Raw genomic sequence first — 26,453 nt, 5'->3', positions numbered from 1 at the left:
TTGCTGCGTGCCGAGTCAAGCCAGACGGAGATCGCCGGGTCGCGCGCGTCCGGTTGCTTCTCGTGGCCACGATCGCCATGATGCCCGCTCTGGCTGAGAGCCCCGCGATGGCTCAGACGGCCGCCAATCCCATCGAACTTCTGTTTGTCGGCAACAGCTTCACACACGGGAGATACCCTCCCGCGCTTAACTATAATGCGGGCAACGCTGCTTCCGTCGGTAATCCGAACGTCGTTCACGACTTGCTGTGCCCGTCAACCAGCGCGACCGGAGCGTGTACCTCGGGCGCCGAGGCGGTAGCGCCGGTGACGCCGACGAGCGCCAATACGCCCGGCGCCACCGTGTCGCAGCAACTGACCTATCTGCAAAGCCATCCGTCGGCTCAGTACTCGGAGGTGGGGCCGTTTGCGGGTGTGGCCGGTGTCTTCCTGCAATTCACCAAGGAAGCGGGCCTGCATTACGACGTCTCGCTGATCTCGGTCTCCAGCGCCACGCTGTCGGGATATCTCGGCAATACGGGTAGCGAAGCCGGCGATCTTCCGCTGATCGCCAACTCAAAATACAGCCAAGTCATTATGCAGGATCAGAGCTTCCGGCCCCTGCCCACGACCGTTACGGTCAATGGCGTGAGCGTGCCGACGCGCGGCAATCCCGCGGGATTCCAGTCCGGCGTGACCGGCCTGGTCAATGCCATCGACGCCGCAGACGCCGCGGCCGGCAAGCCGAAGGCAGCGATCACGCTCGAACAGACCCAACCGCTGGCATCCTACGGCTACACCAGCAGCAACCCCAATTTGCCGATCTTCGGCACCAGCACTCCGTCGCAACAAGGCGGCAACCCGGCCTATGCTCCGTATGTCGGCGCGGCCAACCCAATCGCCCAAATGGCGTCGGATTTGCACAACGCATATACCAGCGCGGCCACTACATATAATGCGTCGAACCCAACCGGCTCCCACATCAGCGTCGCGTATTCAGGCGATTCGTGGGTGAGCGCCATCAATCTCGGCATCGCTGTCCAGAATCCCTATTTGGCGACCAACCCCGCCAGTCAGTTCAGCCTTTGGGACACCAATCCCCTCACGGCATGCTGCACGACGTCGATCGGCTATCATCCCAGCGCCTACGGCGCCTATCTCGATGCGCTCACGCTCTTCTACAGCATTACCGGCCAAGACCCGATCACGCTGATCTCGGAGACCAATCCGAACAGCCCGCTGTTCGCGTCGTCCGCAGCGAACGCATTGGGCATTACGGCCAATCAGGCTCAATTGTTGGCGATCGCTGCCGCCGATACCGTCAGGGCTGGCGGCCCCGTCTCCTCGTATGAACTCCAGACGGGCACCATTTGGGCCTCGCTTCCCGGCGGCGGTGGGCTGCTCAAGGATGGTCCGGGCATTGTGACGTTGTTGGCACAGAACACCTACACTGGCGCCACCAACATCACCGGCGGCGGGCTGGTGGTGATGGGTTCGATCGCGTCATCCAGCCTGACCACGGTGGGCGGCGGCGCCATGCTGACCGGCAACGGCACCGTCGGCAACACGATGGTCAACAGCGGCGGCTTGTTCGCGCCCGGCAACGGAACGGCCGGATCCTCCATGGCCATCGCCGGCAATCTCGCCTTCCAGTCCGGCGCGGCCTACCTTGTCCAGATCGGTCCGCCCGCAGCTTCGTTTGCAAACGTCACGGGCACGGCCACCCTGGCAGGCGCAACCGTGAATGTCCTCTCGGCAAGCACCATTTCCAAGCAGTACACCATTCTCACGGCGGCTGGCGGCGTGTCCGGCAGTTTCGCCCCGACGGTGTCGAGCAATCTGCCTTCGAACGTCCAGACCGCGCTGAGTTACGACGCCAATCATGCCTATCTCAATCTAAGCCTGAACTTCGCCGCTTCCGGCGCACTCAACGGCAATCAGCAGGCCGTCGGCAACGCGCTGAGCAATTTCTTCAACGGCAATGGCAGCGTTCCGCTGCTCTATTCCGCGCTGACCCCCGGCAACTTGTCGCAAGCCTCTGGCGAGACCGCAACGGGTGCACAGCAGACGACGTTTAATGCGATGAGCCAGTTCATGGGAATCTTGACCGATCCGTTCCTGAACCGGGGCGGCGGTTTCCACGCGACACCGGGCGCGACCGGATTTGCCGATGAAGCAGATCAGGCGAGTGCTTATGCTGCGAAATCGAATCCAACCGACGCATTTGCGTTCGCGAAGGCGCCGCTGTCGAAAGCTTACGATCCGCGCTGGAGCGTGTGGGCTTCCGCCTTTGGCGGGTCACAATCGACATCCGGCAACACAGCGGTCGGATCGAACAACACGACCAGCATGATCGCGGGTACTGCCGTCGGCGCCGACTATCTGTTCTCGCCCAGCACAGTTGCCGGCTTTGCGCTTGCTGGCGGCGGCACCAGTTTCTCCGTCGCCAATGGCGGATCGGGCCGCTCGGACCTGTTCCAGATGGGCGCCTATGCGCGCCACAACGAAGGTCCGGCGTATGTCTCCGCCGCACTCGCTTATGGCTGGCAGGACATCACCGACAATCGCACGGTCATGATCGCCGGCCTCGACCAACTCCGCGCCGAGTTCAACGCCAATGCGTGGTCGGGCCGTCTCGAAGGCGGCTATCGCTTCGTCTCACCATGGAACGGCGGCATCGGGATCACGCCATATGCCGCCGCGCAATTTGTGACCTTCGATCTTCCGTCCTACGCCGAACAGGCCGTCATTGGGACGAACAATTTCGCTCTGGCCTATGCTGGCCGCGACGCCGCGGATGTGCGCAGCGAACTCGGCTTCCGCACCGACAAATCCTTTGCGCTATCGGACGGCATGCTCACGCTGCTCGGCCGTTTCGCCTGGTCGCACGATTACGATCCCGACCGCAGTGTCGCCGCGACCTTCCAGGCGCTGCCCGGTGCCTCCTTCGTTGTGGGCGGCGCATCGCAGGCCGCCGACTCCGCGCTCACCACGGCTTCCATCGAGCGCAAATGGACCAACGGTTTCTCGCTCAGCGGTACCTTCGAAGGCGAGTTCTCCAATGTCACCCGCAGCTACGCAGGCAAAGCCGTGGCGCGATACGTGTGGTGAGGCGGCGATAATTTGGCCGAAGCCGCGGATTTTTTGCGAGCGTGAAACGGGTCAACTTCTACTTCGTGAAATCCGGCCCCTCGCTGCTGGAAATCGCCCGCAAAAACTCCCGTGATTTGGCTTGCAGGTTCAAGTCACCTTGCGAGTCGACGGTTCGGGCGGATCGAAGGCCTGCACCGGTCGGGCCACGCCTGTATATTTTTCGCAGCCGACCACCGTCACCTGACCACAGCAACCTTGCGCCAGCTTCGAGGTGCCGACGTCGCGGGTGAGGACGTTCGGATTGCCGTGCACGCAGAGCGGTTGTCCGTCCGGGTCGAGTTCCGGATCGTACCATGCGCCGGTCGGCAGATGGATCACGCCTTCCATCACCTGATCGGAAAGCATGGCGGCCGCCAGGCAGGCACCGCGATCATTGAACAGGCGAACGATATCGCCGTTTGCGATGCCGCGCCGCCGCGCGTCGGCGGGATTGAGCCGGACCACCTCGCGGCCGTCGATCTTTTGCGATTGGCTGTAGCTGCCGAAATCGAGCTGGCTGTGCAGGCGCGTCGCCGGCTGGTTGGCGATCAGCGTCAACGGGTGGCGCTGTGACGGCGGTTCGGTCGAGGGCAGCCAGGCGGGATGGCCGGGACAATCGTCGTAGCCGAAGTCCGCGATCGCCTGCGAAAAGATCTCGATCTTGCCACTCGGCGTCGGCAACCGGTGGGTTTCGGGGTCATCGCGGAACGCACGCAGGATGCCGCCATCGTCCGGCTGGGACGGCAATGCAAGTTCACCCCGGCGCCAGAACTGGTCGAAATCCGGTGCATCCAGGCCGCGCGCGGCGAGCGCTGTGCGTGTAGTCTCGTAGAGGTGAACCAGCCACTGCCGGCTATCGCGTCCCTCGGTGAACGCCTGCTCCACCCCGAACCGGCGCGCCAGATCGGCGAAGATCTCGAAATCATCGCGGGCTTCCCCGATCGGCGGCGCCACCTTGCGCATCGCAACAAGCCGCGGATCGGTGGCGGCGGCGCCGATATCGTCGCGCTCCAGCGTCATCGTCGCTGGCAACACGATGTCGGCGAAGCGCGCCATCGGCGTCCACGCGGTTTCCTGCACCACGATGGTTTGCGGCACGTTAAAGGCCCGACGCAGCCGGTTGATATCCTGGTGATGGTGGAACGGATTGCCGCCGCCCCAGTAGATCAGCTTGATATTCGGATAGCGCAGCGTTCGGCCGTTGTAGTCGAACGGCTGGTTCGGATTGAGCAGCATGTCGCTGATGCGCGCGACCGGGATGAACGCGTCGACGCCGTTGCGGCCTTGCGGCATGGTCGGGATCGGCACCGCATTGACGCGGCGGCCGGTGTGGCCGAGCGCGCCGAGCGCATAGTTGTAGCCGCCGCCGGGCAGGCCGATCTGCCCGAGCATCGCGGCCAGCACCGCGCCCATCCAGACCGGCTGTTCGCCATATTGCGCCCGCTGCAGCGAGTGCGACACGGTGATCAGGCAGCGGCCGCGCGTCAGCGCGCGCGCAAGCTCCGTGATGGTGGAAGCCGCAATGCCGGTGATCTCGGCCGCCCAAGCCGCATCCTTTGGAAAGCCGCCGTCGCCGCCGAGCAAATAGCGCTCGAAGAGGTCGAAACCGGTGCAATAGCGCGAGAGGAAGTCGCGGTCGCAAAGATTGTCTACCACCAGCGTCTGCGCCAGCGCGAGCATCAGGGCGACATCGGTGCCGACCCGGATCGGCAGCCATCTGGCGGAGGCTTCTTGGGGCAGGTCGTCGCGCAGGGGACTGACGCAGTAAAACTTGGCGCCGCGCTGCGCGGCTTTGCGCATCGCATCGCGTTCGATGTGCCGGCTGATGCCGCCGCTTGCGACCGCCGAATTCTTCAGCGCCATGCCGCCGAACGCCAGCACGACGTCGGTATGTTCGCTGATCTGATCCCAGGTGACGTTGTGCCGCGAGACGCTCTCGTACGGCCCCAGCACGTGCGGTAGGATCACCGCGGATGCGCCCGCGCTGTAGCTGTTGACCGAACGCACATAACCGCCGAACGCGACGTTCAGGAAACGGTGAATCTGGCTCTGCGCGTGATGAAACCGGCCGGCGCTGGCCCAGCCATAGGAGCCGCCATAGATCGCGCCGGCGCCATACTCGGTGTGCACGCGGGAGAGTTCGGCGGCGAGCAGGTCGAGCACCTCCTTCCACGGCATTTCGACAAACGCGCCGTCCAGCGTGCGGTGGTGGTCCGGCGACTTTTCCAGCCAGCTCCGCCGCACCATCGGTTTCAGGACACGGGCCTTGTGGCGCAGGGCGTTGGTGAAATTTCCCAGGATCGGGGACGGCGACGGATCGCCGGAATAGGCGCGGACCGCAAGTTCCTCACCGCTCCAGCGGGCCGAAAACGCGCCCCAATGCGCGCTATGCGGGCTCCATGTCAGCTTCGCGTCGTCCTGATCCATCCACCGCTCCGCAAGCCGTGCGACCGGCCATCGCACCCAGTAATGCCGCCCCGAATGCCGTCCCGTCGGGCGATCAACGCGGTTCCGAAGGCCGGCTCCAGCATACGACGTATTTGTGACCGGCGCGAAGCCGCGCGACAAGCAGCTTGTTTGTCATGATCGGTTCCATTTGCGCAAGACATCCCGGGGGGCGCATCGGGCAATCGCCGCAGCCGACACAGAGAGATGGAGTGCGGGGAATCCGTGATAGCGGTGCCGGTTCAGCAATGATGCGACTACGCCTGCCGTCCTTGATTGCGCTCCGCGCGTTCGAAGCGGTCGGCCGCACCGGGAGCGTGCGCGCCGCGACTTTTCGCTCATGTCGCCGCGGCGTCGTCATCATCGCTGCGGTGGCTTGAAGAATTTCCGTGGGTCGAACCGCTGTTCGAAGGTTGGCCGGTGCTCGGCTCGGATGGAACAGTCTCGGCAATAGAGCTTCTGGGGCACGGACTTTTTCTGTCCGACCGCACGCTTGCTCTGCTCGAACGCAAAACACATTGATCGACGGCTGTTTGTCAATAACCACAGCGCGCAGCTCGTGAGCAGCAAGCTCTTTGAAGAATGGGCGCGCTCCGACCTATGCGTTGATCCAGCTTTAAGGGATGTTTATCGCGAGGAAGTCTGGAAAAGCTAGACGACGGCGAAAATGGCGACGCCGCTTTGATTGATTTCTCGGGAGAAGAGCGCGATCCCTTTGCACTCAGGACGTGATGGGGGAGCAGCCGCAAGCCGAGCGGCGTCGCTAGCAAACCTGATGGGATCTGCAACTAACCAGTCGCTCATCTCGGCAACCGGGTTGAACGCGTTTCCAATATTGCCGGTGTTTTAATTCCTGGTGTATCAAGAAAGTCCCGGGGGCCCCTGTGGTCAGCTCTGCGCGCTAACTTCGAAGGTTCGTTCGCTTTGGCTGTCGCGCAGTCACTTGCCGACTTCATCGGGTCAGGCCTGATGTAATGCCTGCAACACTTGATCCAGGTTCTCGACCAGCATGTCGGCGTGATCGGTGGCGAACACCAGCGGTGGCCTTATTTTGAGAACATTGGCATGTGGTCCGGCGGCGCTGATCAGCACGCGCCGCTCGCGCAGCATATTGACGATCGCTGCGCTTTCGCGCGTGGCAGGCGTCCCGGCGATGCCGGCGCGCCGCAGCTCGACACCGATGAACAATCCGACACCACGCACCTCGGCGATCAATTCGTGCCGGGCCTGCAACTGCTTGAGACGATCGAGCAGATAGCCGCCGGTGCGCCGCGCGTTTGCGATCAATCCCTCGGACTCGATCACTTCAAGTACGGCGATCCCTGCTGCTGCGGATACCGGGTTGCCGCCAAAGGTATTGAAATAGCGCGACCTCGCGCCGAACTCCGCCAGCAGATCCGGACGCGCCGCCATCCCGGCGACCGGATGACCATTGCCCATCGGCTTGCCCATCGTGACCAGATCGGGAACGAGATCGTGGCGGGCAAAACCCCACATCTGTTCGCCGGTGCGGCCGAAGCCGGGCTGCACTTCGTCGGCGATGAACAGGCCGCCGGCCGCGCGTATCGCCTCGACCGCCGGGCGCAGGAAGCCCGGCGGGTCGGCGAACACGCCGTCGCTTGAGAAGATCGTGTCGACCAGCAATCCCGCCGGGCGAATCCCGTTTCGCGCCATGTCGTCCAGCGCGGCGCGGACCTGACGTGCAAAGATCTCGCCGGTGTCGTCCCCGGCCGAACGCGGCGCCGGCACCAACCGCATATGGCTGTCCTTTTCGGCCGATAGCCCGAGCGAGGGCGAAAGCTCGGCCAGCGCAACTGTCACGCCGTGATACGCGGTTTGCGTCACGATGAACCCGGTGCCGCCAGTGCAGGTTCGAGCGACGCGCAAGGCGAGGTCGTTCGCCTCGCTGCCGCTGCAGGTGAACATGGCGTGGCCGATCTCGGCCGGGAAGGTCGTCAGCAGCTTCTCGGCGTAATCGAGCACGGTCTCGTGCAGATAGCGCGTATGCGTGTTGAGGACGGCCGCCTGCCGCGCGATCGCCTGGACGACGTGCGGGTGACAGTGCCCGACAGCGGCCACATTATTATAGGCATCCAGATAGCGATTGCCGTCGGGATCGTAGAGCCACACGCCTTCGCCGCGCACGAACTGCACCGGTTGCTCGTAGAACAGCCGATAGGCTGGCCCGAGCAGGCGGTTCCGGCGCGCGATGATGTCTCGGGTCGAGACAACAGCGTCGTTTGCTGACATGTGCTTCACTCCGAATTGCAGGCGCGTCTGATCTGTTGCATCGCCTCTGCCGGCGAGAGCGCGGCCATCCGGCCGAGCCGCGCCCAGGCCGATTGATGATTGCGCAGGATATAGGTTCGGTTCTCGGGGTAACGAGCAGCGCGCCAGCTGCTGATGACGACAGTCATGACCATGCGCGTGGCCATGAGGTCGAACAGTACATCGAATTCGCCTGCGTTCAACGGCGTGACCGCATGATAGGCTGCGATAACCTCGCATGCGGGGGCGAGCGGATCATCGCTGTCCGCAACCTGATACGCCGCCGTAATGGCGAGGTCATTGACCCGCGCCGTCGAAGCGAGATCGCCAAAATCGATGATCCCCGAGATGCGTTCGTTGAGGCCCCGATCGACCACAATGTTGTGTGGATTGAGATCGTTGTGGACGGGCTGCTGGGGCAGGCTCGCCAGTGCTGGAAGCACACGCGTTTCGAAGCGATCGAGAAATTGCTTGACCAGATCGCGCCGGTCGAAAGCGACGGCGTCGATCAGCGGACGCAATTCGGCGGCGTGCTGGAGATCCCAGAGCAGTTTGTGGTTGGCGCCGGGGTGGTTGAAATCGCGCAGACCCCGCGCCAATCTCGCCGCGCATTGACCGAGATCACGCCGCAACCTGGTGGATCCTTCGACCGCGTGCATCGGAGTTCCGGCCATAAAGGACAACAGACGAACGACTCGGGTCGAGCCGTCGTCGAAGGTGATATCAAGCTCCTGCATACCGTTTAATGCCGGAAAGACGCGAGGGATCGGCAAACCGGGGTCGGCGGCAGCCAGGTGAAGCAGGGCCTGCGTCTGCAGATTGGTTACCGGGCGGTCCTCTGTGGGATTAGCGATCTTCAGGACATATTCGCGGCCATCCAGCGCTCGCAGCCGGAAATTCTGATCGCGCTCGCTGTCGAGCCGATGCGCCGCGACCGGCAGGCCGTAATGTTCGGCGGCCAGCTCTTGGGCTAGCGCTTCCGGAATGGTGGTTGCCGCGCGAAGACCGTCGATCGGATGTTCGACATCAATGGCGGGCGAGGAGTCTGGCACCGGGTGTTCCTTCGGCGTGCAAAAGCTTAGTAACCGCGGTTGCGGTCGATCGCGTAGGGGGGGCGCTGCCCGGCTCCGATCGCGTCGGCGGCCGCGACGAGAGTCGCCGCGACGGCTTCGATGCGGACATCGCTGGCGTCATGCGGCGTGACGACGATCTTTGGGTGGCGCCAGAACGGATGCGCTGGTGCCAGTGGTTCCGTTGCGAACACGTCGAGTGCGGCCCCGTCAAGCTGACCGCTTTCCAACGCGGCGAGTAGATCTTCGTCGACCAGATGTTCGCCGCGGCCGACTTGAACGAGGTAACCGCCGCGCCGCATCCTGTTGAACAGTTCGCGGTTGAGAATGCCCTCGGTCTCCTGCGTCAGCGGCAGCAAATTCACCAGCACTTCGGTCTCATCGAGCATGGCGGCGAGCCCCGAAGGCCCGTGGAATCCCCTGATCGGAGGCGGCGCCGGCTTTGCCGTCCGGCTCCATACCAAGACCGGGAAACCAAGCTGCGAGAGATCGGCGGCAACCCGCTGGCCGATCTCACCGTAGCCGAGAATGGCAACGGGAACGTCTTGTGCGTGACGCTGGCTGAGACGTTGCCAAATTCGGTCGCGCTGCTGACCCAGATAGGTGGCAAAGCGTCGCTGATGTCCGATCACATGCCATGCGACAAAGCCCGACATCATTTGCGCCTGCGCCGGATCCACGACGCGAACGACCTCGATGCCGGGCCGGAGGCTGGGGCACGCAATGATGTTGTCGACGCCAGCACCGATCGAGCAAACAGCCTGCAGATTCGGATATCGCTCGAAAGCGTCGTCTGGCGGATGCCACGCGACCGCGAGGCGAACATCGGCGTCTTTCCCGTCGCTGCGGTGATCGACAATTTCGATGCGGTCGGCGAAGCGCCCGATTTCCGCACCGAGATAGCCGCGCAGATCGAGTGTGCGGCTGACGAGAGCGCAACGCATGTTCAGGCCGCCTTGGAGGATGATATCTGGCCCGGCACCGCGGCTAGAAGTTCGCGCGTGTAGGGGTGTTCGGGCGCCGAGAATAGCGCGGCGGCAGGCCGAATTTCGACGATCGAGCCACGCTGCATCACCGCGATCCGATCGCATATTTGCGCCGCGACGCGCAGGTCGTGGGTGATGAACAGCATCGACAGACCAAGCCGCGCCTTGAGGTCTTCGAGCAGGGCCAGCACCTGTGCTTGCACGGAGACGTCGAGCGCGGAGACCGCTTCGTCGGCGACCAGGATTTCCGGGTCGAGCGCCAATGCCCGGGCAATTCCGATCCGTTGCCGTTGGCCGCCGGAGAATTCGTGCGGATAGCGTTCCATGGCGCTGGCGTTGAGGCCGACCAAACCCAAGAGCTCGTGAGCACGCTGGCGCGCGGCGGCCGGATCGGCGCCGTGGGCGATCGGGCCATCGGTGATGATATTGCCGACCTTGCGGCGCGGATTGAGCGAAGCGAACGGGTCCTGAAACACCATCTGGATGCGGCGGCGCTGCTGGCGCAGCGTCTTTCCGCTGATCCGCGTCAGGTCGGTATCGCCGAGGCGGACGGTGCCGCGATCCGGTTCGATCAGGCGCATGATGAGGCGCGCGATGGAGGATTTGCCGGAGCCGGATTCCCCGACGAGGCCAAGGGTCTCCCCTTGAAAGATGTCAAAACTGACTTCCTTCGCCGCCTGCACGCTGCGGGTCGGCTGAAACCAGCCGCCGCCGCTGACATAGGTTTTTTCCAGACCGATCACCTCGACGGCCTTCTGCCGGTCGGGCCGGGCCGGGCGTGACGGTGGCTGCAGTTTCGGAACGGCTGCGAGCAGCGCGCGGGTATAAGGATGTTGCGGGCGCAAGAGGACGTCATCCGCCGCGCCCTGTTCGACCACCTTGCCGTGCTGGAGCACGACGACGCGATCCGCGATATCGGCGACGACGCCGAAATCGTGAGTGATGAACATGACCGCCATATTGCGGCGGCGCTGAAGGTCGCGGATTAGTTTCAGGATTTGCGCCTGCGTGGTGACATCGAGTGCCGTCGTCGGTTCGTCGGCAACCAGCACAGCCGGTTCGAGCGCAAGCGCCATGGCGATCATCGCGCGCTGGCGCTGGCCGCCCGAAAGCTGGTGCGGATAGGCGCGCACCGTTCTGTCGGGATCGGGCAGGCCGACTTCGCGCAACAGGCTGACAGCCTTTTGTCTGCGCTGCTTCGGCGACAACAGATGATGCGCCTCGAACATTTCGGCGATCTGGTCGCCGATGCGCATCAGGGGGTTGAGGGCCGTCATCGGCTCCTGAAACACCATGGCAATACGGCGACCGCGCAAGCCCCGCCATGTGTTCTCGTCGAGGGTCAGCAGGTTTTGTCCGTCGAACACGATCTCGCCAGCCTCGGAGATCACGGTGTCAGGCAAAAGACCCATCAGGGCATGGGCGCACATCGACTTTCCGGAGCCCGATTCCCCGACAACGCAAAGGATCTTGCCGGCGGTGAGGTCGAATGAAACGCCATCGACGGCGTAGGGCCGGTCACCGCCGGGGGGCAACGTGAGCTTGAGGTCCTTGATGGTGACGGCTGTGTGGTGGGAAATTTCTCGGGAGTCTTCTTGGGATATGCTCATCGCCCGTCCTTGTTGAGGCGCGGATTGAGCGCGTCGTTGAGACCTTCGCCGATCAGGTTTAGCGCCAGCACCGAGATCAGGATTGCGATGCCGGGAAACACGGTAATCCACCAGGCCTGGCGAATGACGGTGCGGCCGGCGCCGACCATGAAGCCCCACGACATCAGATTGGGATCGCCAAGGCCGAGAAAGGACAGGGACGACTCGAGCAGGATCGCGGTCGCCACCATCAGCGACGCCAGCACGATGACGGGGGAGAGCGCATTGGGAAGGATCTCGCGCCAGATGATCCAGCTGTTGGTCTGCCCGGTCACCACAGCCGCCTGGACATATTCACGGCTGCGCAGTGACAGCACCTCACCGCGCACCAGCCGCGCCACCGGTGGCCAGCTCACGATGGCGATGGCAATCACGATCGATACGATCGACGGCTGCAGCACGGCAACCAGCACGATCGCCAGCGCGAAGCTCGGAACGGTCTGGAAGAATTCGGTGAAACGCATCAGCGCGTCTCCGATGCGGCCGCCGAAATATCCAGCCATCGCGCCAATGGGAATGCCAACAGCCAGCGCCGCCAGCGTCGAGACGAGGCCCACCAGCAGCGAAACACGGGCACCGTATATGATGCCCGCCATGACGTCACGGCCGAGCGCGTCGGTGCCGAGCGGCACGGCCGATAACGTGAATGGCGGCAGGAATGGCCGCTGCACCATGCGCCAGGGTGAGGTCGGAAATAGCAGCGGGCCAAACACCGCGACGGCGATCGCGACTGCAAGAATCGCGAGGCCGATCAGCCCGCCGGGATTGCGCAGCATGGTTCGCCAGAACTGCTTCACGATGCGAACTCGATGCGGGGATCGACCGAGCGGTAGATCAGGTCGGTGATCAGGTTGAACGCCAGCACCATCGCCGAGCACACCACGAAGACGCCGAGTAAGAGGTTATAGTCGCGCTGCAGCAGGGCTTCGTACATCAGGCGGCCGATGCCGGGCCACGCGAACACGGTTTCGGTCAGCACGGCGCCGCCGACCAGCGTGCCCGCCTGCAGCCCCGCAAGCGTCACGACCGGCAGCAATGCGTTGCGCAGCACATGACGGCGCTGGATCACAGTGTCGCGTAACCCCTTGGCGCGGGCGGTCTTGACGAAATCGAGCCGTTTGACCTCGAGCATCGAGGCGCGCGTCATGCGGGCGTAAGTGGCCATGAAGAACAGGCCGATCGTCGTCGCCGGCATGATCAAATGGGCGCCTACATCCATCATATGAGCGAACCCGGTGTAATTCGCGCCGACGGACTCGTAGCCAAAGCTCGGCAGCCAGTCCATTTCGACCGAGAACAACAGGATCGCCATCAACGCCACCCAGAACAGCGGCGTGGCGTAGAAGATCAGCGCCACGACCGTGATCGCGGTATCCATCCAGCTGCCGGCCCGGCGCGCGGCGAGTGTTCCGAACAACACGCCCAATGCGAGCGAGATCACAAACGCCGTTCCGGTCAGCAGCAGGGTGGCGGGAAGCCGTTCGAGGATCAGTTTCGAGACCGGCATCTGCTGGCGGAACGAGAAGCCGAGATCGAACGTAGCGATGCCCTTGACGTAGGTATAGAGCTGCACTGGCAGCGGCTTGTCGAGACCGAATTTTTCGCGGAGCTGGGCGACGAAAATCTTGTCGCCCGCGCCGGCCTCTCCGGCCATCACCAGTGCCGGATCGCCCGGCGCCATCCGGATCAGGAAAAAGTTCAGCACGACGATCGCCAGCAGCACGATGACGGCCTTGCCGATCCTCTGGCCAATGAATGCGAGCATCACGAATTTCCGTTGCGTTCAGGTCGGGGTGTTGGAGCGTCCGGCCGCGGCGATGCCGGAGCGTCGCCGTGGTTTCGTGGTCAGGAATTATTTATCGATCCAGGCATCGCGAAAGCCGTCGTTGACACCGATGGCAGTGGTAACGAGGTTCTTGATTTTGCAGCGGGTGATGGTGGGGAACTGCAATTCGAGCAGCCAGGCAACCGGCACGTCGTCGGTCAGAATCTTTTGCGCCTTGGCATAGATTTCCGCGCGCTTGGAATCCGGGAAAGCGACCGCGCCGTCTGCGAACAGTTGATCGATCTCCGGGTTCGAATATCCCTCGACGTTGTTGAACGGCGAGCCCTTGACGATCTGGCTCGAGACGTAGTTGCGGGCAACGCCGAGTGCGGGGTCGCCATACTGGTAAACATAGGTGAAGGCGATATCGTAATCCCAGTCGGAGGTTTTCTGATTCCAGCCCGGGACATCGGTCGCAACCATTTCGACATTGATGCCGACGTCCTGCAGATTTTGCTTCACCGCCTCGGCCCAGCGCTGCCAGGTTTCGCCGTAGGGCAGCGGCAGCAGCCGGACTTTCTCGCCGTTGTAGCCGGCGTCTTTCAGCAGGGCCTTCGCCTTGGCCGGGTCGTAGTCGTAGGTCGACACTGCGTCCGTGTAATATTTGATCGAGGAGCTGGATGGGCCGGTTGCGACCTTGCCGAGGCCGTTCCAGATCACGTCCTTTGCAAAATTGCGGTCGAGGGCGAACATCACCGCCTGGCGGAATTTCTTGTTGGCCGTCGGCCCGGAGCGGTTGTTGAGCCAGAGCCACGAATGCGGGCTGAAGAATTCCCAGCCGTTGCCGGTGACGCAGACGTCCTTGAGCTTGCTCAGCCGTGGAACGTCGAAGTTCTCCACCGAACCACCCGGCAGCACATCAACCTTGCCGGTTTCGAACGCCACCGATCGCGCGGCGGCGTCGGGAATGACGTGCCAGTAGATCTCGTCGATATAGGGTTTGCCCTTGATGTAGTAGTTCGGATTCTTGACGAGGTGGATGAACGAGCCCTTCTGCCATTCCTTGAACATGAACGGGCCGGTGCCGACAGGCGTGTTGTTGGCCGGATTGGTCTTGAAATCCGTACCTTCATAGATGTGTTTCGGAATCATCGGCATCGAGCCGACCTCGAAGATGCCGAGGAACGGACCGAACGGCTGCTTCAGCGTGAACACGACGGTGGAGTCGTCAGGTGTTTCGATCTTGTCGAGCTGAACCAGATTGCTGCGGAGCCGTGGATGGGTCTGCTTCAGGAATTCGATTGAAAATACCACGTCCGCTGAGGTGAACGGCTTGCCGTCGTGCCAGGTGACGCCCTTCCTGAGCTTGAAAGAGTATACTTTGCCGTCCTCGCTTACCGTCCAGCTCTCGGCCAGGCCCGGCAGCGGCTCCAGCTTCGGGCTGTAGCGCAGCAGGCCTTCATAGATGTTGCCCGCCACCATCTGGGTCGGGCCGTTCTGCACCAGACCCAGCATCAGGCCCGGAGGTTCGGGCTGGATCACGGCATTCACGATACCGCCTGTTTTCGGCTCTTCGGCGAACGACGCGGCGCCCAGGCCAAATATCATGGCAACGCCAATCAATATTCGCTTCAACATGACGTCTCTCTCTTTAATCGCCTGATCGGCGGTTGAATTGGATTCCGGCGCGCGGCCTAGTTCACGAAGTCCGGATCGGTTCGCTCCAGCATCCGCTTGAACGCCGCCCATTCGGTATCCGGCTCGCCCTTGAGTTCGATCTTGTCGTAGAAGCTGGCGTATTGACCCGCGGTCTTGCTGGCGACGGCTGCGGAGAGCGGGGCGATCTCGGCACCGGCAGCCTGGATCGCGAGCTGGGCGCGACACGACCGTTCCAGATTGTGCATCAGCTTGAAGGCTTCAGCGACCGATCGCCCGCAAGTGAGCATGCCGTGATTGCGCAGCACCATGACGAACTTTTCACCGAGATCGGCAACAAGGCGCGCGCGCTCATCGAGGTCGAGCGCGATGCCTTCATAGTCATGGTAGGCGAGGCGATCGGTGAACTGCATCGACCATTGATTGAGCGGCAGCAGCCCCTGCTTCTGGCAGGAGACCGCGACGCCGGCGGCGGTATGGGTGTGCAGTACGCACATCGCATCCGTCCGCGCCGCGTGCACGGCGCTATGAATGGTGAAGCCGGCCGGGTTGATGCCAAGCGCCATCGGGTCATCGACAACATTGCCGTCGAGATCGACCGTCACCAGGTTGGAAGCCGTCACCTCTTCAAAGCGCAAGCCGTACGGATTGATCAAAAAACGGTCGTGCCGGCCCGGCAGCCGGACCGAGATGTGGGTGTAGATGCTGTCATCGAGACCGAGCCGATGGATTAGCCGGTAAGCGGCGGCGAGATCGATCCTGGTCTGCTGTGTTTCGTCTTTGATGGCCGGGGGCGGTACGTGCGCTGTCATTTCGAGGTAAACCTGTTTTCAACTGGCTCTAAGGTTGCATCGCAGCAATTGTCATGCAAGACTAAACTGTCGACAATCGACGACTAAATATTGCTCAATGGCCAAAACGGACCGTTTTGATGCGCACAATGTCCCCGCCGGTCGGATTGCCAGCTCTCGCCGAGACGGATCTCGTCGGCCAGGTCGCGCGTCTTTTGACCGAAGCCATCGTTCAGGGGCGGATGCCGCCTGGTTCCAAATTGGTGGAGGCGGGGATTGCGAGGGAGCTGGGTGTCAGCAGGGCGCCGGTGCGTGAGGCCGCACGTCTTCTGGAAAGCCAGGGGCTGCTTGTGGCGAGCCCGCGCCGTGGCTTTTTCGTCCGGCAATTCGCCGCCGACGATATTGACGATATCTATGATCTGCGCCTCTGCGTGGAGCGGCATGCCGGCGTGCTGGCGGCGCGGAATCTGACGCCGGAGACGCGGGACGCATTACGGAGACAGATCGATGTTCTGCACCAGACCGCTGATCTGGATGATTCGGCCCGGCAGGTCGAAGAGGATTACCGGTTTCACCGCCTGATCTGCGAGATCGCCGGCAACCGGCGCTTGTTGCGCTTGTTCGACGATTTGGCGTCGGAGCTGCGCATGGTCATCGGCCTGATCGGCCGGCTATACGACGATCCGCATGAAATCGCCCGTACCCACGAACCGGTGCTTGCGGCGATCGAGCAAGGCCATCCGGAGCGTATCGTTGCGCATATCGATCATCACATCGGTCACGCGTGGCGGGAGGTCGGAAGGCTGGTGCGGGAGATTCCACCGATCGCAGTCCACGTGAAGAGTCCGACTTAAATCCAACCATCCCGCACGGCAGCACGCTGGCGAACGCGCGGGGAATTCCGTTTCAGCGATGGGAGTATTGGTGTGAAGGCCGTCCATACTGAACTGCACCGGAGCCACGATCCGCAATTCTTTCTGGTTCGCGGCGTCGTCAAACGCACCACCGAACAGCCCGAGCGCGCCGATCGGCTGTTGGCCGGGCTCATGGCTGGCAAGCACGAACTGGTCGAACCGGTCGTATTCGGGCAGGGGCCGCGCGCGCGGGTTCACAGTCCGGAATATCTCGGCTTCCTCGCCGAGGCCTGGGACGCCTGGCTAGCGCTTGGCGATTCCGGCCCCGAGATGATTGCCAACATGCATCCCGTCCGTAACGCCGCGACTTATCCCACTCACATTGTCGGCCGTCTCGGCTGGCATACGATCGACACGTCCTGTCCGATCGGCCCGGGCACCTGGGCTGCGGCTTGCGCTGCCACGGATGTGGCGACGACGGCAGCTCAACTGGTTCTGGACGGCGAGGACGCGACCTATGCGCTTTGTCGTCCTCCGGGGCATCATGCCTATCGCGACCTCGCCAGTGGCTTTTGTTTTCTCAACAACAGCGCGGTCGCGGCGGCCCATCTGCGACTACGGCATGAGCGGGTGGCGATCCTCGACGTCGATGTTCATCATGGCAACGGCACGCAAGGCATTTTCTACCAACGGCCCGACGTTCTCACGGTTTCGATCCACGCCGACCCAACCTTCTTCAACCCGTTCGTGTGGGGCTATGCGCACGAGCGCGGCGAGGGGCCGGGTCTTGGGGCCAATCTCAACATTCCGCTGCCGATCGGCACCAAGGATGACGGCTATGTGCAGGCGCTCGGTGTCGCGGAAAAGACGATCCGTGCTTTCGCGCCCGGTGCGTTGGTCGTGGCGCTCGGTCTCGATGCGTCGGAGCACGATCCGCTCGCGGGTCTCGCCGTCACTACCGCCGGGTTCCGCCGCATCGGTGCCGCCATCGCGCGGTTGGGGCTTCCAACCGTGTTCGTCCAGGAAGGCGGATATCTATCGGAGATTCTGGGAGATAATCTCACATCCGTCCTCGCCGGATTTGGAGAAGCTCGCTAGCCACGCAAACAGGCGGTCAATCCTTGACTTGGAAGGACCAACACGGGGGGATGATCGCCATTCGGACAAAGAGAAATTCCGAAGTGATCTTAATTTAGCGAGCGAGGTCCGGCTTTGTCAGTTTGTCCGAGAGCCGCTCGCGCAGAAGCCAGATCCGATCGGAACCCCAAAACAGCTCGCGACGCTCGCGACAATGCATTGCGGATGCAAAACTGCTGGATCATCCTTGTAGGTCATTCTCATCGTTTTTCCGCGGCGGTGCCTGCTGCACCAATTGTCGAGCGCGTCAGCTTCAAGAGCGCTGAGCATGCCGCTAGGAGTTGTGAACTGGATCGAGCACTCTTCAGTCGGATGTGCGGTTGTGGGCAAAGAGACTCGCAAATGCCATCGTCAAACCCGAGAGACCGTCGCAGTCTGGACGTTGCCGCCGTCATCGATCACATAGGTCACGTCGTTGCCGCCGGTGACGGTCATCGACTTTAACCGATTCAGGCCGTCGAATTGATAAACGATCCTGCGCGAGTACGGACCGTTGGCTGGCGCGCTCTGCGGCCCGATTGAGACGCCAAGCGTGGCGTTGACGACGCAGGTGTAGATGATGCCGCCTTGGAATACAGTGGTGAAGGCTTGTGTCAGCGTCGGCCCGGCGCCTGTCTGACTCTTGGTTTCCACCACGCTGCCGTTGGCGGACAACTGAACCGTGTAGGTGTAGACGCTCGGGCCCGGCAGGGCATCCCAGCTCGCGACCAGAGCGGTACCATTATAGTCGAGCTGCAATCCGGACGGCACGGCAAACAGCACTGTCGCCGCCGTGCTGAACGGGCCTTTCGATACGCCGTTGCTGCCCTGGATACTGGCCGAATAGGTGGCCGGAGACCGCAAGGCGAGATCCTGAACGAGTCCCGGCGGTGCCGCGCCGTTCCAGGTTCCGACGGTGCTGCCGGTATTGTCCATCACCTTCATGGCGTAGCCGCTGGCGATGGCACTATTGAGCAGTGGCCACGTCACGCTCACATCATAGCTGCCGGCGCGTGGTTGCGTGGTCGTGACATTGTCGATGGCCGGCGTCAGATCGACCACGGTCGTCGGAGCGCTCCATCCGCTAGCGACACCGGACACAGTCGCCGACACCACCACCAGGTTGGTGCCGCTGAGCCCGGCCGCGGTGATGCTGCCGGTCGGTTGTGCCGAGGAGATGGTGGTCGGCTGTCCAGACGGGTATTGCAGCTGCATCTGGTAGCCGGTGAGACCGCTCTGGGTGACCGTGGTCCAGTGCGCGGTGATCGTCGTGCCGTCATAGGTCAATTCGGTGATCGCCGGAATTTCGACGATCACGAGCTCGACCGTATTGCGCGGTGTGAAACTCGATGGCGCGATCAGCGAGCCCGCGACAATGTCCCAATCGTAGCAATTGCCGGTCGGCGGCCAGTTGGCCCAGGGCAGCCAGGGGTAGGTCGCCGTGGTCAGGAGCATGGTGCCGGTGCCGGCGGTCGCGGAGAAAGGAATGGTGTTGGTCAGCGAGGGCGTGTCGCCTTTCGGGCCCAGCGCGAGCACATAGGTCGCCGGCGGCAGCGTTCCCGTGATGGCGTATTGAACCGTCAGCCCGGCGTCGAGCTGCGCGCGTGAATAAGCCCGCTGCGCCAGGCTGAGCGTGATCGATACGATCTGCAATCCGGCCCGCGACAGTTCGGCGAGCGCACCGCCCGTCTGGCTGCACAGCACGATGTCCCAGTCATAGGTGTTGCCGGTCGGCGGCCATGTCGACCACGGCAAGGTCTGCTGGTTGGGATCGAGCGTGACGGTGCCGCTGCCGGTGACGGCCGGGAACGGCATGGTATCGGCGAGCGTGGGTGCGGTGCCATGCGGCACGAACGACAGCACATAGGCGCCAGTCGGAAGCGCGTTCTGGATCTGATAGGCGAGCGCAATTCCAGCCTCGAGTTGATCGGGCCAATAAGTGGCGCTGGACAGACTGAGCGTGACAGCCGCGATCAGCAGTTGCGTGCGCGTCAGTTCGGTCAGCGTCTGGCCGCTCTGGCTGCACAGCACGATATCCCAGTCGTAGCAGTTGCCGGTCGGCGGCCACGTTGACCAGGGCAGTGCCTGTGTGTCGGGATTGAGCGCGATCGCGCCGGAGCCGGAGCGCGCCGTGAATGGGACGGTGTCCGCTAGGCCCGGCACGCTGCCGTGCGGCACGAATGACAATACATAGGCACCGGTCGAAAGATCGCCGGAGATCACATAACTCAGGAAAATGCCGGCATCGAGCTGTGGCTGCGTGTAGCTCGGCTGGGCCAGGCTGAGCGTGACGCCGCTAATCTTGATTTCGGTGCGGCTCAGCTCCCACAGCGGGCCGGTCGACTGGCAGAGCACGATGTCCCAGTCGTAGACGTTCCCGGTCGGCGGCCAGCCGGACCAGGGCAGGGCGTCGCGGGCCGGATCGAGCGTGACCGCCCCCGTTCCGCTGCGCGGAGCGAACGGGATGATGTCGGTGTCGGCAGCCGGATCGCCATGCGGCACGAATGACAGCAACGAGCGGAGCGCTAGATGCGGCGGCTGAAGGTGACAGGCCATGTCCGCGGCCTCAGCGGCTACGACCACCACACGCGCGAATTCGTCCGCGAATTCGTGCGCCAAGGTGTCGATGTCGAGATGCGCCACGTCAGCGGCTGGTCGGCCGAGCGTCCCGCGCATGCCCGCGAAATCTGGTTCGACCGGCTCACTGGCCCGGTGCCAGCAAACACCGTGCTGCACTTCCTGATGCCTACGATTGCGGTGTGCGAGCCCGGACACACCAATATCAATTATACGATGTTCGAGGCCGATCGCATTCCAGCTGCGTGGGCCGCCACGGCGCGCCAGATGGACATGACGATCCTGCCGACCGAGACGGCGCGCCGCGCGTGGATCGACAGCGGCGTGCCCGAGGATCGGCTGCGGGTCTCGCCGCTCGGCGTCGATGGCGCGCGCTTCGCGGCCTGCGCTGAACCGCTCGCGCTGGAAGTGGCGGGGCGGCCGGTCGGCGGTTTTGCGGTGCGGCTCCTCAATGTCACCGATCTCTCCCCGCGCAAGCATTACCTGGGACTGCTTCAAACCTGGCTCGTCGCGACGCGGCGCGAGGATGATGCCGTGCTGATCCTCAAGAACAACGCGTTTCAGCCAGATGTCTGGCCGGTCTTCCAGGCGGAACTCTCCGCACTCGAGCAGCGGACCGGGCGGTCATTTGGTGACGCGGCGCCAATGCTCATCCTCGGCCATCCGCTCGGCAATGTCGAAATGCCCGCGCTCTATACAGCGGCGACCCATTATGTCTCCCTGTCGCGCGGCGAGGGCTGGGACATGCCGATGATGGAAGCCGCTGCTTCCGGTCTGGTCCTGATCGCGCCGCGTCACACCGCCTATCTCAGCTATCTCGACGACCAATCGGCACATTGGATCGATGCGCGTCTCGCACCGGCGATGGTCGATTGCCGGATTCGGGCGGCCGACCGGATCTGGTTCGAAGGGTTGAACTGGTGGGAACCCAACCTGGACTCGGCGATCGCGGTGATTCGTTCGGTCGTTGACGGGAGTGCGCCACCGCTTCCCTCGCCGCGCGACCGCATCGTGCAGGCCTTTAGCTGGGCCAACTCGGCGGCGCGGTTGCTGGCGATCCTGCCCGAATGAGGCCGCAAGCTGCGAGGGCTCGCAATCAAGGCAAAGGTTCACGAAATCGTTGGCGGCGGGGACGGGGCCTCCATCGCCGCATCAGAGGCCGGACAGGTGGCAGCATCCCGCTTGCACTTGGCGGGGCGTCCTAAATTAAAGCGGGCTCTATTTTGTGATCTATCAATCTGGATGCCGTTGCCTGAGCCACCGCCCGCGCAGTTGTCCTTACGCCAGGCTTAGTCTTGGCGCTTTTGAGATAAGTCGCGACTGTGTGACGCGTGCCAATCGGGAATCCATAGCGGATGCCGAACCTCGCAGCTTCCTCGAATAATTCGCTGGATTTTGGCGGCTCCTAACGATCCGATTCCGAGAAACCATTCGAAAGGCTCGGGGTCACGGAGGGTCCGCATGGATTACTGGATCTATTCGGTCGTGCTGCCTTTGCAGACAATGGTTTGCCCATTGGCGAAACAGGCTTTTGTCGGAGGCAAAGCCCCATTTCTCGGCCGTGGTTCAACTGGTGGGTTTCAGCCCAGCAAGGTCTAAATTGCCTTATCTTTCAAGTGGGATTGACTGACACTCTCTCCGCCACCGCACTGTTCTCCTCTGTATCCGATCGTTCGAACCGACAGCAAAACAACGAGCAGCGCGACAAAGGTTGTCGCGGCTAGTTCCGCGATTTTACCCCCAGTCACCGCGCGTAGCTTCTGAGCGTGGGATTGGAGGAGGGTGTCGCGAGAAAATTCTCCGGACGTTTCAAATCTCTGGCGAGCTTTTTCATTTGTGCCAAACCTGGTTACAGATCGGTCAGCCCGCATTCAGCGGCAAGCCGGACGAGTTGGGCATCCGTTCGCATGCCGGTCTTGGTCTTTATGAGATAGTGATAATTCTGAACAGTCTTCACGCTGAGATTGAGATTTGACGCTATCTGCTCCTTGGTCGAGCCGGCAGCGAATTGCCTCAGGATTTCGATTTCCCTCTCTCCCAGATGATCAAGCGTTGATCGCGAGGGGGCCAAGCTCTCCGTAGCCAGGATGTGGGCGACGTCGTCGCTCATCGCGCGTTCGCCGCGCGCAACGGCACGGATCGCCCGGATCAGCGTCGCCGGTTCGTTGCCCTTCGTGACGTAGCCGTTGGCTCCGGCAGCGAAGGCGGCCTTCACCATCACCGCTTCGGCGTGCATGCTGAAGACGAGAATGCGCGCGCGGCTGTTACGCAACCGGATGTTCCGTATCGCTTCAAGGCCGCTTGCGCCGGGCATCGATATGTCCAGCACCACAATATCCGGGGAATGCTGTTTGAAGGCGCTGTAAGCGCTTGCCGCGTTATCGGCTTCGGCGACCACGCGGAAGCCGCCCTGATGCTCCAGTACGCGGCGGTAGCCTTGCCGCACGACCGGATGGTCATCGGCGAGCAGGATCGAAATTTCTTCTGTCGGCGCAGCCATCATGGGCCAGCAGCGTCAGGCGGCGAGCGGGATGGTTGCGGCGACGCTCAGACCATGGCGCGCGCGCGCAATCGACAGCGAACCGCCGACGGCGGCCACTCTCTCTCGCATGCCGGTAAGGCCAAAGCCGGCGGACCGCGCGACGCTGACGGCATCTCCGCCGCCATCGTCTTCAACACGGATCAAAAGCGCATTTTCTATCCCACTGCGTCGCTCGATCCGGAGCACGATCTCGCGCGCTGCGCCGTGGCGCAGCGAGTTGGTCAGGCATTCCTGTGCGACCCGATAGGCCGTGGTCGCGACGATGCCGCGCACGTCGGCGAGATCGCCCTGCAGTTCGAGCTGTATTATCGGTCGCCTCGCATCCTGTGATTGCCAGCGGTCGACGAGGCCGACCAGACTGGCCTCCAGTCCGAGTTCCTCGGCGGGCGGGTGGCGCAACCGGTCGAGCGTATCCCGCAGGCATGTCATGATGCGCAAGGTGGCTTGCGAAATCATTCGCGCATCCTGCGCGATGCCCGTCCGCTCCGGATCCTGCGCGCTGCTCGCTTCGATGGTGCTGGCGAAAGCGAGAATCCCTGTCAGATTCTGTCCGAACTCATCGTGCAATTCGCGGGAGAGGGCACGCCTCTCGTCGCTGCGGATTTCAAGCAGCCGCCGTGTCAGGTCCGCTCGTTGCTCGGTTGCCTGTGCCAGACGGACCCCGAGATCGCCGACGGCCTGCCCGATCATGGAGAACTCCATGGATCGGAAGCGCGGGAGCGAAGTTCGGTAGTGACCGTGCGCCATCCGTTGCAGTGCGGCAACGATCGACCGTGCGGGTGCGAGGGTGTGGGCAATCGCGACCGAGGCGAGGACGGCGATTGCCAGGGCCATCAGCAGTGCGACGGTGACGATGCCCAGGATATGTTCCCAGGCCAATTCTATCGCGGCGTCGGGATCGGCGACGGCTGTGACGGAACCCGCGGTGGTCGCGCGAACGCTGATCGGCTGGGCGACCGCAGCGTGGCTCCCAAGAACGCTCTGCACTACCGCCGCGAACCAGGGCGGCGCTGGTTTGCCGATGCCCTTGCTCTGGCCGCAGAGCGGTTTCTCGAACTCACTCTTGAGCTCGAAATCGATGCAGATTCCCGGCGAAATAAGCTGCATCGTTTCGATGGTCCGCCATTCGGGTACCGGCAGGAGATGGTCGCGCTTTATATTGCCGCGCAACAGCAATTCGCGCCAGTAGAGCGCCTCCAGCGCCTGGGAGACACGTTGGGCGGATGCGGCCGTCGCTCGATCGACGCTGCGATAGGCGTCGATCGTTACCCAGATGGTCGCTGCCGCCAGGCATAAAACGACGACGACAAGCAATCGGGCGACGAGCTGAACCACAAGGCGCATGCGATCATCCCAAAGGAGTTGCGGATCAACGTAACAACAGTCCTATTCGGTGCCAATTGCAAGCTTGATGCCCGGCGGGAATTGGGCAATTTTCCCGACAAGGCGCGGGCATATCTCTTTGGACTGCATCTGCTGCCTCTGATTTAACTGAAGACCAGAGGCTTGTTCGCGGTCCGGGCTCGAAAGAAGCCGTTTCAGGGAGCCAAGGCAGATGCGTTCTATCCGTCGCGCGAAAAACGGCGTGCCCGGCATCGACGCTCCTGGAGGGGGAGCGTTGCTGCTTTGGATGATCTTTACCGGCCTTTGCGTGTTCGCCGTGGTCCTGCTGTGGCGATACGGCTTGATCCGAATGATGGTCACTTCCGATCGGACCTATATTTCCAGCGTCATCGCCGCGCTCTACCTCATCACCTCCTGCCATTGCCTGCGGCGGACATGGGCGATTGCGCGGGAGGGCGAGGCTGCAAGGCGCTGCCGCGCGTTCCTGCCGGTTGCCGACGGCATCGAGGCGACGATCGATGCGGAGGTGATGCCGGCCGGCATGGTGACGGACCACATCCGCAGTCTTGTTACCAAGGCCAAGGCGCAGGGCGTCGGTCGTATGGACCAGACGCTGCTGCTGCGCGCGCTGGCCGATCGGTTGCGCGGTTCCAACGGGTTCGGCGCATTCGCTTCCGACACGCTCATGAAACTCGGCCTGTTGGGTACAATCGTCGGCTTCATCATCATGCTGGCCCCGATTGCCTCGCTAGACGCGACCGACAAGGTCGCCATGAAATCGTCCATGGGGTTGATGAGCGACGGCATGGCGGTGGCCATGTACACGACGCTGGCGGGTCTCGTCGGCTCCATCCTTGTCAGAATTCAGTACTACATGCTCGATGCTGCGACCCGGCGGGTGTTTTCCGATGCCGTCACGCTGACCGAGACGCGCGTCACCCCGGTCCTGGAACGTCAGCATCATGGATGAGTTCGGTCTCTATCCGCGCGAAGAGCCGTTCGACCCGCTTGGCGTGATGCTGTTCAAGGCGTTGCAGGTGATCTCCTTGATGTTCTTCATTGTGCTGCTCGCGGTGTCGCCGGACTCGAAGGACGGCAAGATCGATTCCAAAGCCGAATTCATCATCACGATGGACTGGCCGGATAGCCATCCGGACGATCTGGATCTCTTCGTGCAGGACCCTGTCGGCAATATCGTCTGGTATCGCCATCGCGAGGCCGGCTTCCTGACGCTCGACCGCGACGATCGCGGCGGCGGCAACGATTTCGTCGTGGTCAACGGCAGGAAGATCCCGTCGCCGATCCGGGAAGAAATCGTCACCGTCCGCGGCATCGTCCCCGGCGAATATACCGTGAATGTCTCGCACTTCCAGGCGACCACCGCGCAGCCGGTGGAAGCGACGGTAAAGGTCCAGAAGCTCAATCCGACCGCGCAAGTGATTTTCGACGACAAGTTGACGCTCGATCACACCGGTGAGGAAAAGACCGCGCTGCGTTTCAGTCTGGATGCCGAAGGTAAGGTAATCGATGTCCAGCATCGGCAGAAATCACTGCTGGAAACGTTCCATAACGAGCGCAACAACGGCGCGGATCTCGATCCGAAAACACGCGTCAGGATGCCGCGCCGTGAATAGCCTTCAATCGGTCGTTCTCGCATTGTCGCTCAGCTACGCGGTCGTCGGTGCGCTGTTGCTCGTCGTGCTGGCATATGCGCGCGTGCCGTGGTCGGCCAAGGCTTTGGCCGTGGTCGTGACCAGCGCATTCTACCTCGTCAGTTTTATCGGCGTGCGCGGATTGCTGGGATGGGCCAGCGTCGATCAATTGCCTGCCACCTTTAAATTGCTGCAGTCGCGCATCGTGGAGCCGCATGCGCTCGAAGGCGATCCAGGAGCGATCTATCTATGGGTCGAGGCGCTCGACGACACCAATAGGCCAAGTGGCATCCCCAGGGCCTACCGCATTCCATACAGCGACTCGCTTGCCGAAAAAACCGACAAGGCTGCCAGTGAAGTCGCCGCCGGCCACCCGCAGGGCGGTCGCGCCGCCGATTTTGGCAACGGCGAAGGCGGCCTTATCGAAGCCGTAAGGGAATACATCACGCCGAGCGTTGTCATGGAGATGTCCGGGGGTGATCCTTCCCCCGGAGCCGGATCGGCCGCGACCCCGCATGCTGGCAGTGAGCCATCGTTTACACCGCTTCTTCCACCACGCATGCCGCCCAAGGACGCGCAATAGACTGAAATATCGGCGAGTTCCACGATGAACTGCTATAGACGGCAG

At 62.7% G+C, this 26,453-nt stretch carries 20 protein-coding genes; 7 read left to right on the top strand and 13 right to left on the bottom strand.

The annotated features are described in order from the left end of the window. Positions 1-107: 107 nt before the first annotated feature. A complete protein-coding gene (locus tag GSQ88_RS26860) occupies positions 108-3,089 on the top strand; it encodes an autotransporter domain-containing protein (protein WP_246785023.1) in 2,982 nt (993 codons plus the stop codon). A 129-nt stretch (positions 3,090-3,218) separates the two neighbouring features. Here the strand turns inward: GSQ88_RS26860 and GSQ88_RS26855 are convergent, their stop codons facing one another. From GSQ88_RS26855 to GSQ88_RS26815, 9 genes are all read right to left on the bottom strand, one after another. Next, the gene (locus GSQ88_RS26855) at positions 3,219-5,537 is read right to left on the bottom strand and encodes a molybdopterin guanine dinucleotide-containing S/N-oxide reductase (protein WP_159010775.1); all 2,319 of its coding nucleotides are present in this window, start codon (positions 5,535-5,537) and stop codon (positions 3,219-3,221) included. 978 nt (positions 5,538-6,515) lie between these two features. Further along, on the bottom strand, positions 6,516-7,805 hold the full coding sequence (locus GSQ88_RS26850; protein WP_159010774.1) for an aspartate aminotransferase family protein: 1,290 nt from the start codon (positions 7,803-7,805) through the stop codon (positions 6,516-6,518). Positions 7,806-7,810: 5 nt separating this feature from the next. After that, complete coding sequence (locus tag GSQ88_RS26845) at positions 7,811-8,875, bottom strand: phosphotransferase (protein WP_159010773.1); 1,065 nt, start codon at positions 8,873-8,875, stop codon at positions 7,811-7,813. Between the two features lie 26 nt (positions 8,876-8,901). After that, positions 8,902-9,837: a 2-hydroxyacid dehydrogenase gene (locus GSQ88_RS26840; protein WP_159010772.1), complete on the bottom strand. Its 936-nt coding sequence runs from the start codon at positions 9,835-9,837 to the stop codon at positions 8,902-8,904. Between the two features lie 2 nt (positions 9,838-9,839). Continuing rightward, on the bottom strand, positions 9,840-11,489 hold the full coding sequence (locus GSQ88_RS26835; protein ID WP_174248113.1) for an ABC transporter ATP-binding protein: 1,650 nt from the start codon (positions 11,487-11,489) through the stop codon (positions 9,840-9,842). After that, positions 11,486-12,325 (bottom strand): ABC transporter permease, encoded by an 840-nt coding sequence (locus tag GSQ88_RS26830; protein ID WP_159010770.1) that lies wholly within the window; start codon positions 12,323-12,325, stop codon positions 11,486-11,488. Before GSQ88_RS26830 ends, GSQ88_RS26835 begins: the two co-directional genes overlap by 4 nt. Continuing rightward, the gene (locus GSQ88_RS26825) at positions 12,322-13,293 is read right to left on the bottom strand and encodes an ABC transporter permease (protein ID WP_159010769.1); all 972 of its coding nucleotides are present in this window, start codon (positions 13,291-13,293) and stop codon (positions 12,322-12,324) included. The genes GSQ88_RS26830 and GSQ88_RS26825 overlap by 4 nt, the downstream gene beginning before the upstream one ends. A gap of 87 nt (positions 13,294-13,380) precedes the next feature. Beyond that, positions 13,381-14,931, bottom strand: a complete 1,551-nt coding sequence (locus GSQ88_RS26820) for an ABC transporter substrate-binding protein (protein ID WP_159010768.1) — start codon at positions 14,929-14,931, stop codon at positions 13,381-13,383. A 56-nt stretch (positions 14,932-14,987) separates the two neighbouring features. After that, positions 14,988-15,761: a class II aldolase/adducin family protein gene (locus GSQ88_RS26815; protein ID WP_159010767.1), complete on the bottom strand. Its 774-nt coding sequence runs from the start codon at positions 15,759-15,761 to the stop codon at positions 14,988-14,990. A gap of 128 nt (positions 15,762-15,889) precedes the next feature. On the opposite strand from GSQ88_RS26815, the gene GSQ88_RS26810 reads away from it, so the two are divergent. Together GSQ88_RS26810 and GSQ88_RS26805 are read left to right on the top strand one after the other, a co-directional pair. Further along, positions 15,890-16,594 (top strand): GntR family transcriptional regulator, encoded by a 705-nt coding sequence (locus tag GSQ88_RS26810; protein WP_246785022.1) that lies wholly within the window; start codon positions 15,890-15,892, stop codon positions 16,592-16,594. 72 nt (positions 16,595-16,666) lie between these two features. Then, positions 16,667-17,692, top strand: coding sequence for a histone deacetylase family protein (locus tag GSQ88_RS26805; RefSeq protein ID WP_159010766.1), 1,026 nt, complete (start codon positions 16,667-16,669; stop codon positions 17,690-17,692). Positions 17,693-18,082: 390 nt separating this feature from the next. On the opposite strand, the gene GSQ88_RS26800 is transcribed toward GSQ88_RS26805, so the two are convergent. Further along, positions 18,083-20,266: a hypothetical protein gene (locus GSQ88_RS26800; RefSeq protein WP_159010765.1), complete on the bottom strand. Its 2,184-nt coding sequence runs from the start codon at positions 20,264-20,266 to the stop codon at positions 18,083-18,085. Between GSQ88_RS26800 and GSQ88_RS26795 the strand changes: the two genes are divergently transcribed. Further along, on the top strand, positions 20,240-21,358 hold the full coding sequence (locus tag GSQ88_RS26795) for a glycosyltransferase (protein WP_159010764.1): 1,119 nt from the start codon (positions 20,240-20,242) through the stop codon (positions 21,356-21,358). The genes GSQ88_RS26800 and GSQ88_RS26795 overlap by 27 nt on opposite strands. A 778-nt stretch (positions 21,359-22,136) precedes the next feature. Here the strand turns inward: GSQ88_RS26795 and GSQ88_RS26790 are convergent. Genes GSQ88_RS26790 through GSQ88_RS35055 form a run of 3 tightly spaced genes read right to left on the bottom strand, consistent with a single transcriptional unit; the run spans position 22,137 to position 24,425 of the window. Beyond that, positions 22,137-22,787, bottom strand: a complete 651-nt coding sequence (locus tag GSQ88_RS26790; RefSeq protein WP_159010981.1) for a response regulator — start codon at positions 22,785-22,787, stop codon at positions 22,137-22,139. Positions 22,788-22,802: 15 nt separating this feature from the next. Beyond that, entirely contained in the window at positions 22,803-24,173 is a 1,371-nt protein-coding gene (locus GSQ88_RS26785) for a histidine kinase (RefSeq protein ID WP_159010763.1), read from the bottom strand. Between the two features lie 42 nt (positions 24,174-24,215). Further along, a complete protein-coding gene (locus tag GSQ88_RS35055) occupies positions 24,216-24,425 on the bottom strand; it encodes a hypothetical protein (RefSeq protein ID WP_174248103.1) in 210 nt (69 codons plus the stop codon). On the opposite strand from GSQ88_RS35055, the gene GSQ88_RS26780 reads away from it, so the two are divergent. From GSQ88_RS26780 to GSQ88_RS26770, 3 genes are read left to right on the top strand one after another with little or no spacing between them, the layout of a single operon-like run. Then, the gene (locus GSQ88_RS26780) at positions 24,385-25,143 is read left to right on the top strand and encodes a MotA/TolQ/ExbB proton channel family protein (protein WP_159010762.1); all 759 of its coding nucleotides are present in this window, start codon (positions 24,385-24,387) and stop codon (positions 25,141-25,143) included. The genes GSQ88_RS35055 and GSQ88_RS26780 overlap by 41 nt on opposite strands. Continuing rightward, the gene (locus tag GSQ88_RS26775) at positions 25,133-25,807 is read left to right on the top strand and encodes a DUF2135 domain-containing protein (RefSeq protein WP_159010979.1); all 675 of its coding nucleotides are present in this window, start codon (positions 25,133-25,135) and stop codon (positions 25,805-25,807) included. Before GSQ88_RS26780 ends, GSQ88_RS26775 begins: the two co-directional genes overlap by 11 nt. Next, a complete protein-coding gene (locus tag GSQ88_RS26770) occupies positions 25,800-26,408 on the top strand; it encodes a hypothetical protein (protein WP_159010980.1) in 609 nt (202 codons plus the stop codon). The genes GSQ88_RS26775 and GSQ88_RS26770 overlap by 8 nt, the downstream gene beginning before the upstream one ends. Positions 26,409-26,453 lie beyond the last annotated feature (45 nt).

Origin of the sequence: Bradyrhizobium sp. S69 (assembly GCF_009766005.1) — a bacterium.
In the GTDB taxonomy this organism is placed as follows: Bacteria; Pseudomonadota; Alphaproteobacteria; order Rhizobiales; family Xanthobacteraceae; genus Bradyrhizobium.
This window is presented reverse-complemented; position numbering and strand designations above follow the sequence as displayed.

Bases quoted from the DNA above. Each gene is read 5' to 3' on its own strand.
- GSQ88_RS26860 (WP_246785023.1), top strand. From the start codon at position 108: ATGGCTCAGACGGCCGCCAATCCCATCGAACTTCTGTTTGTCGGCAAC.
- GSQ88_RS26855 (WP_159010775.1), bottom strand. From the start codon at position 5,537: ATGGATCAGGACGACGCGAAGCTGACATGGAGCCCGCATAGCGCGCAT.
- GSQ88_RS26850 (WP_159010774.1), bottom strand. From the start codon at position 7,805: ATGTCAGCAAACGACGCTGTTGTCTCGACCCGAGACATCATCGCGCGC.
- GSQ88_RS26840 (WP_159010772.1), bottom strand. From the start codon at position 9,837: ATGCGTTGCGCTCTCGTCAGCCGCACACTCGATCTGCGCGGCTATCTC.
- GSQ88_RS26835 (WP_174248113.1), bottom strand. From the start codon at position 11,489: ATGAGCATATCCCAAGAAGACTCCCGAGAAATTTCCCACCACACAGCC.
- GSQ88_RS26825 (WP_159010769.1), bottom strand. From the start codon at position 13,293: ATGCTCGCATTCATTGGCCAGAGGATCGGCAAGGCCGTCATCGTGCTG.
- GSQ88_RS26820 (WP_159010768.1), bottom strand. From the start codon at position 14,931: ATGTTGAAGCGAATATTGATTGGCGTTGCCATGATATTTGGCCTGGGC.
- GSQ88_RS26815 (WP_159010767.1), bottom strand. From the start codon at position 15,761: ATGACAGCGCACGTACCGCCCCCGGCCATCAAAGACGAAACACAGCAG.
- GSQ88_RS26810 (WP_246785022.1), top strand. From the start codon at position 15,890: ATGTCCCCGCCGGTCGGATTGCCAGCTCTCGCCGAGACGGATCTCGTC.
- GSQ88_RS26795 (WP_159010764.1), top strand. From the start codon at position 20,240: ATGCGGCGGCTGAAGGTGACAGGCCATGTCCGCGGCCTCAGCGGCTAC.
- GSQ88_RS26800 (WP_159010765.1), bottom strand. From the start codon at position 20,266: ATGGCCTGTCACCTTCAGCCGCCGCATCTAGCGCTCCGCTCGTTGCTG.
- GSQ88_RS26790 (WP_159010981.1), bottom strand. From the start codon at position 22,787: ATGGCTGCGCCGACAGAAGAAATTTCGATCCTGCTCGCCGATGACCAT.
- GSQ88_RS26785 (WP_159010763.1), bottom strand. From the start codon at position 24,173: ATGCGCCTTGTGGTTCAGCTCGTCGCCCGATTGCTTGTCGTCGTCGTT.
- GSQ88_RS26780 (WP_159010762.1), top strand. From the start codon at position 24,385: ATGCGTTCTATCCGTCGCGCGAAAAACGGCGTGCCCGGCATCGACGCT.
- GSQ88_RS35055 (WP_174248103.1), bottom strand. From the start codon at position 24,425: ATGCCGGGCACGCCGTTTTTCGCGCGACGGATAGAACGCATCTGCCTT.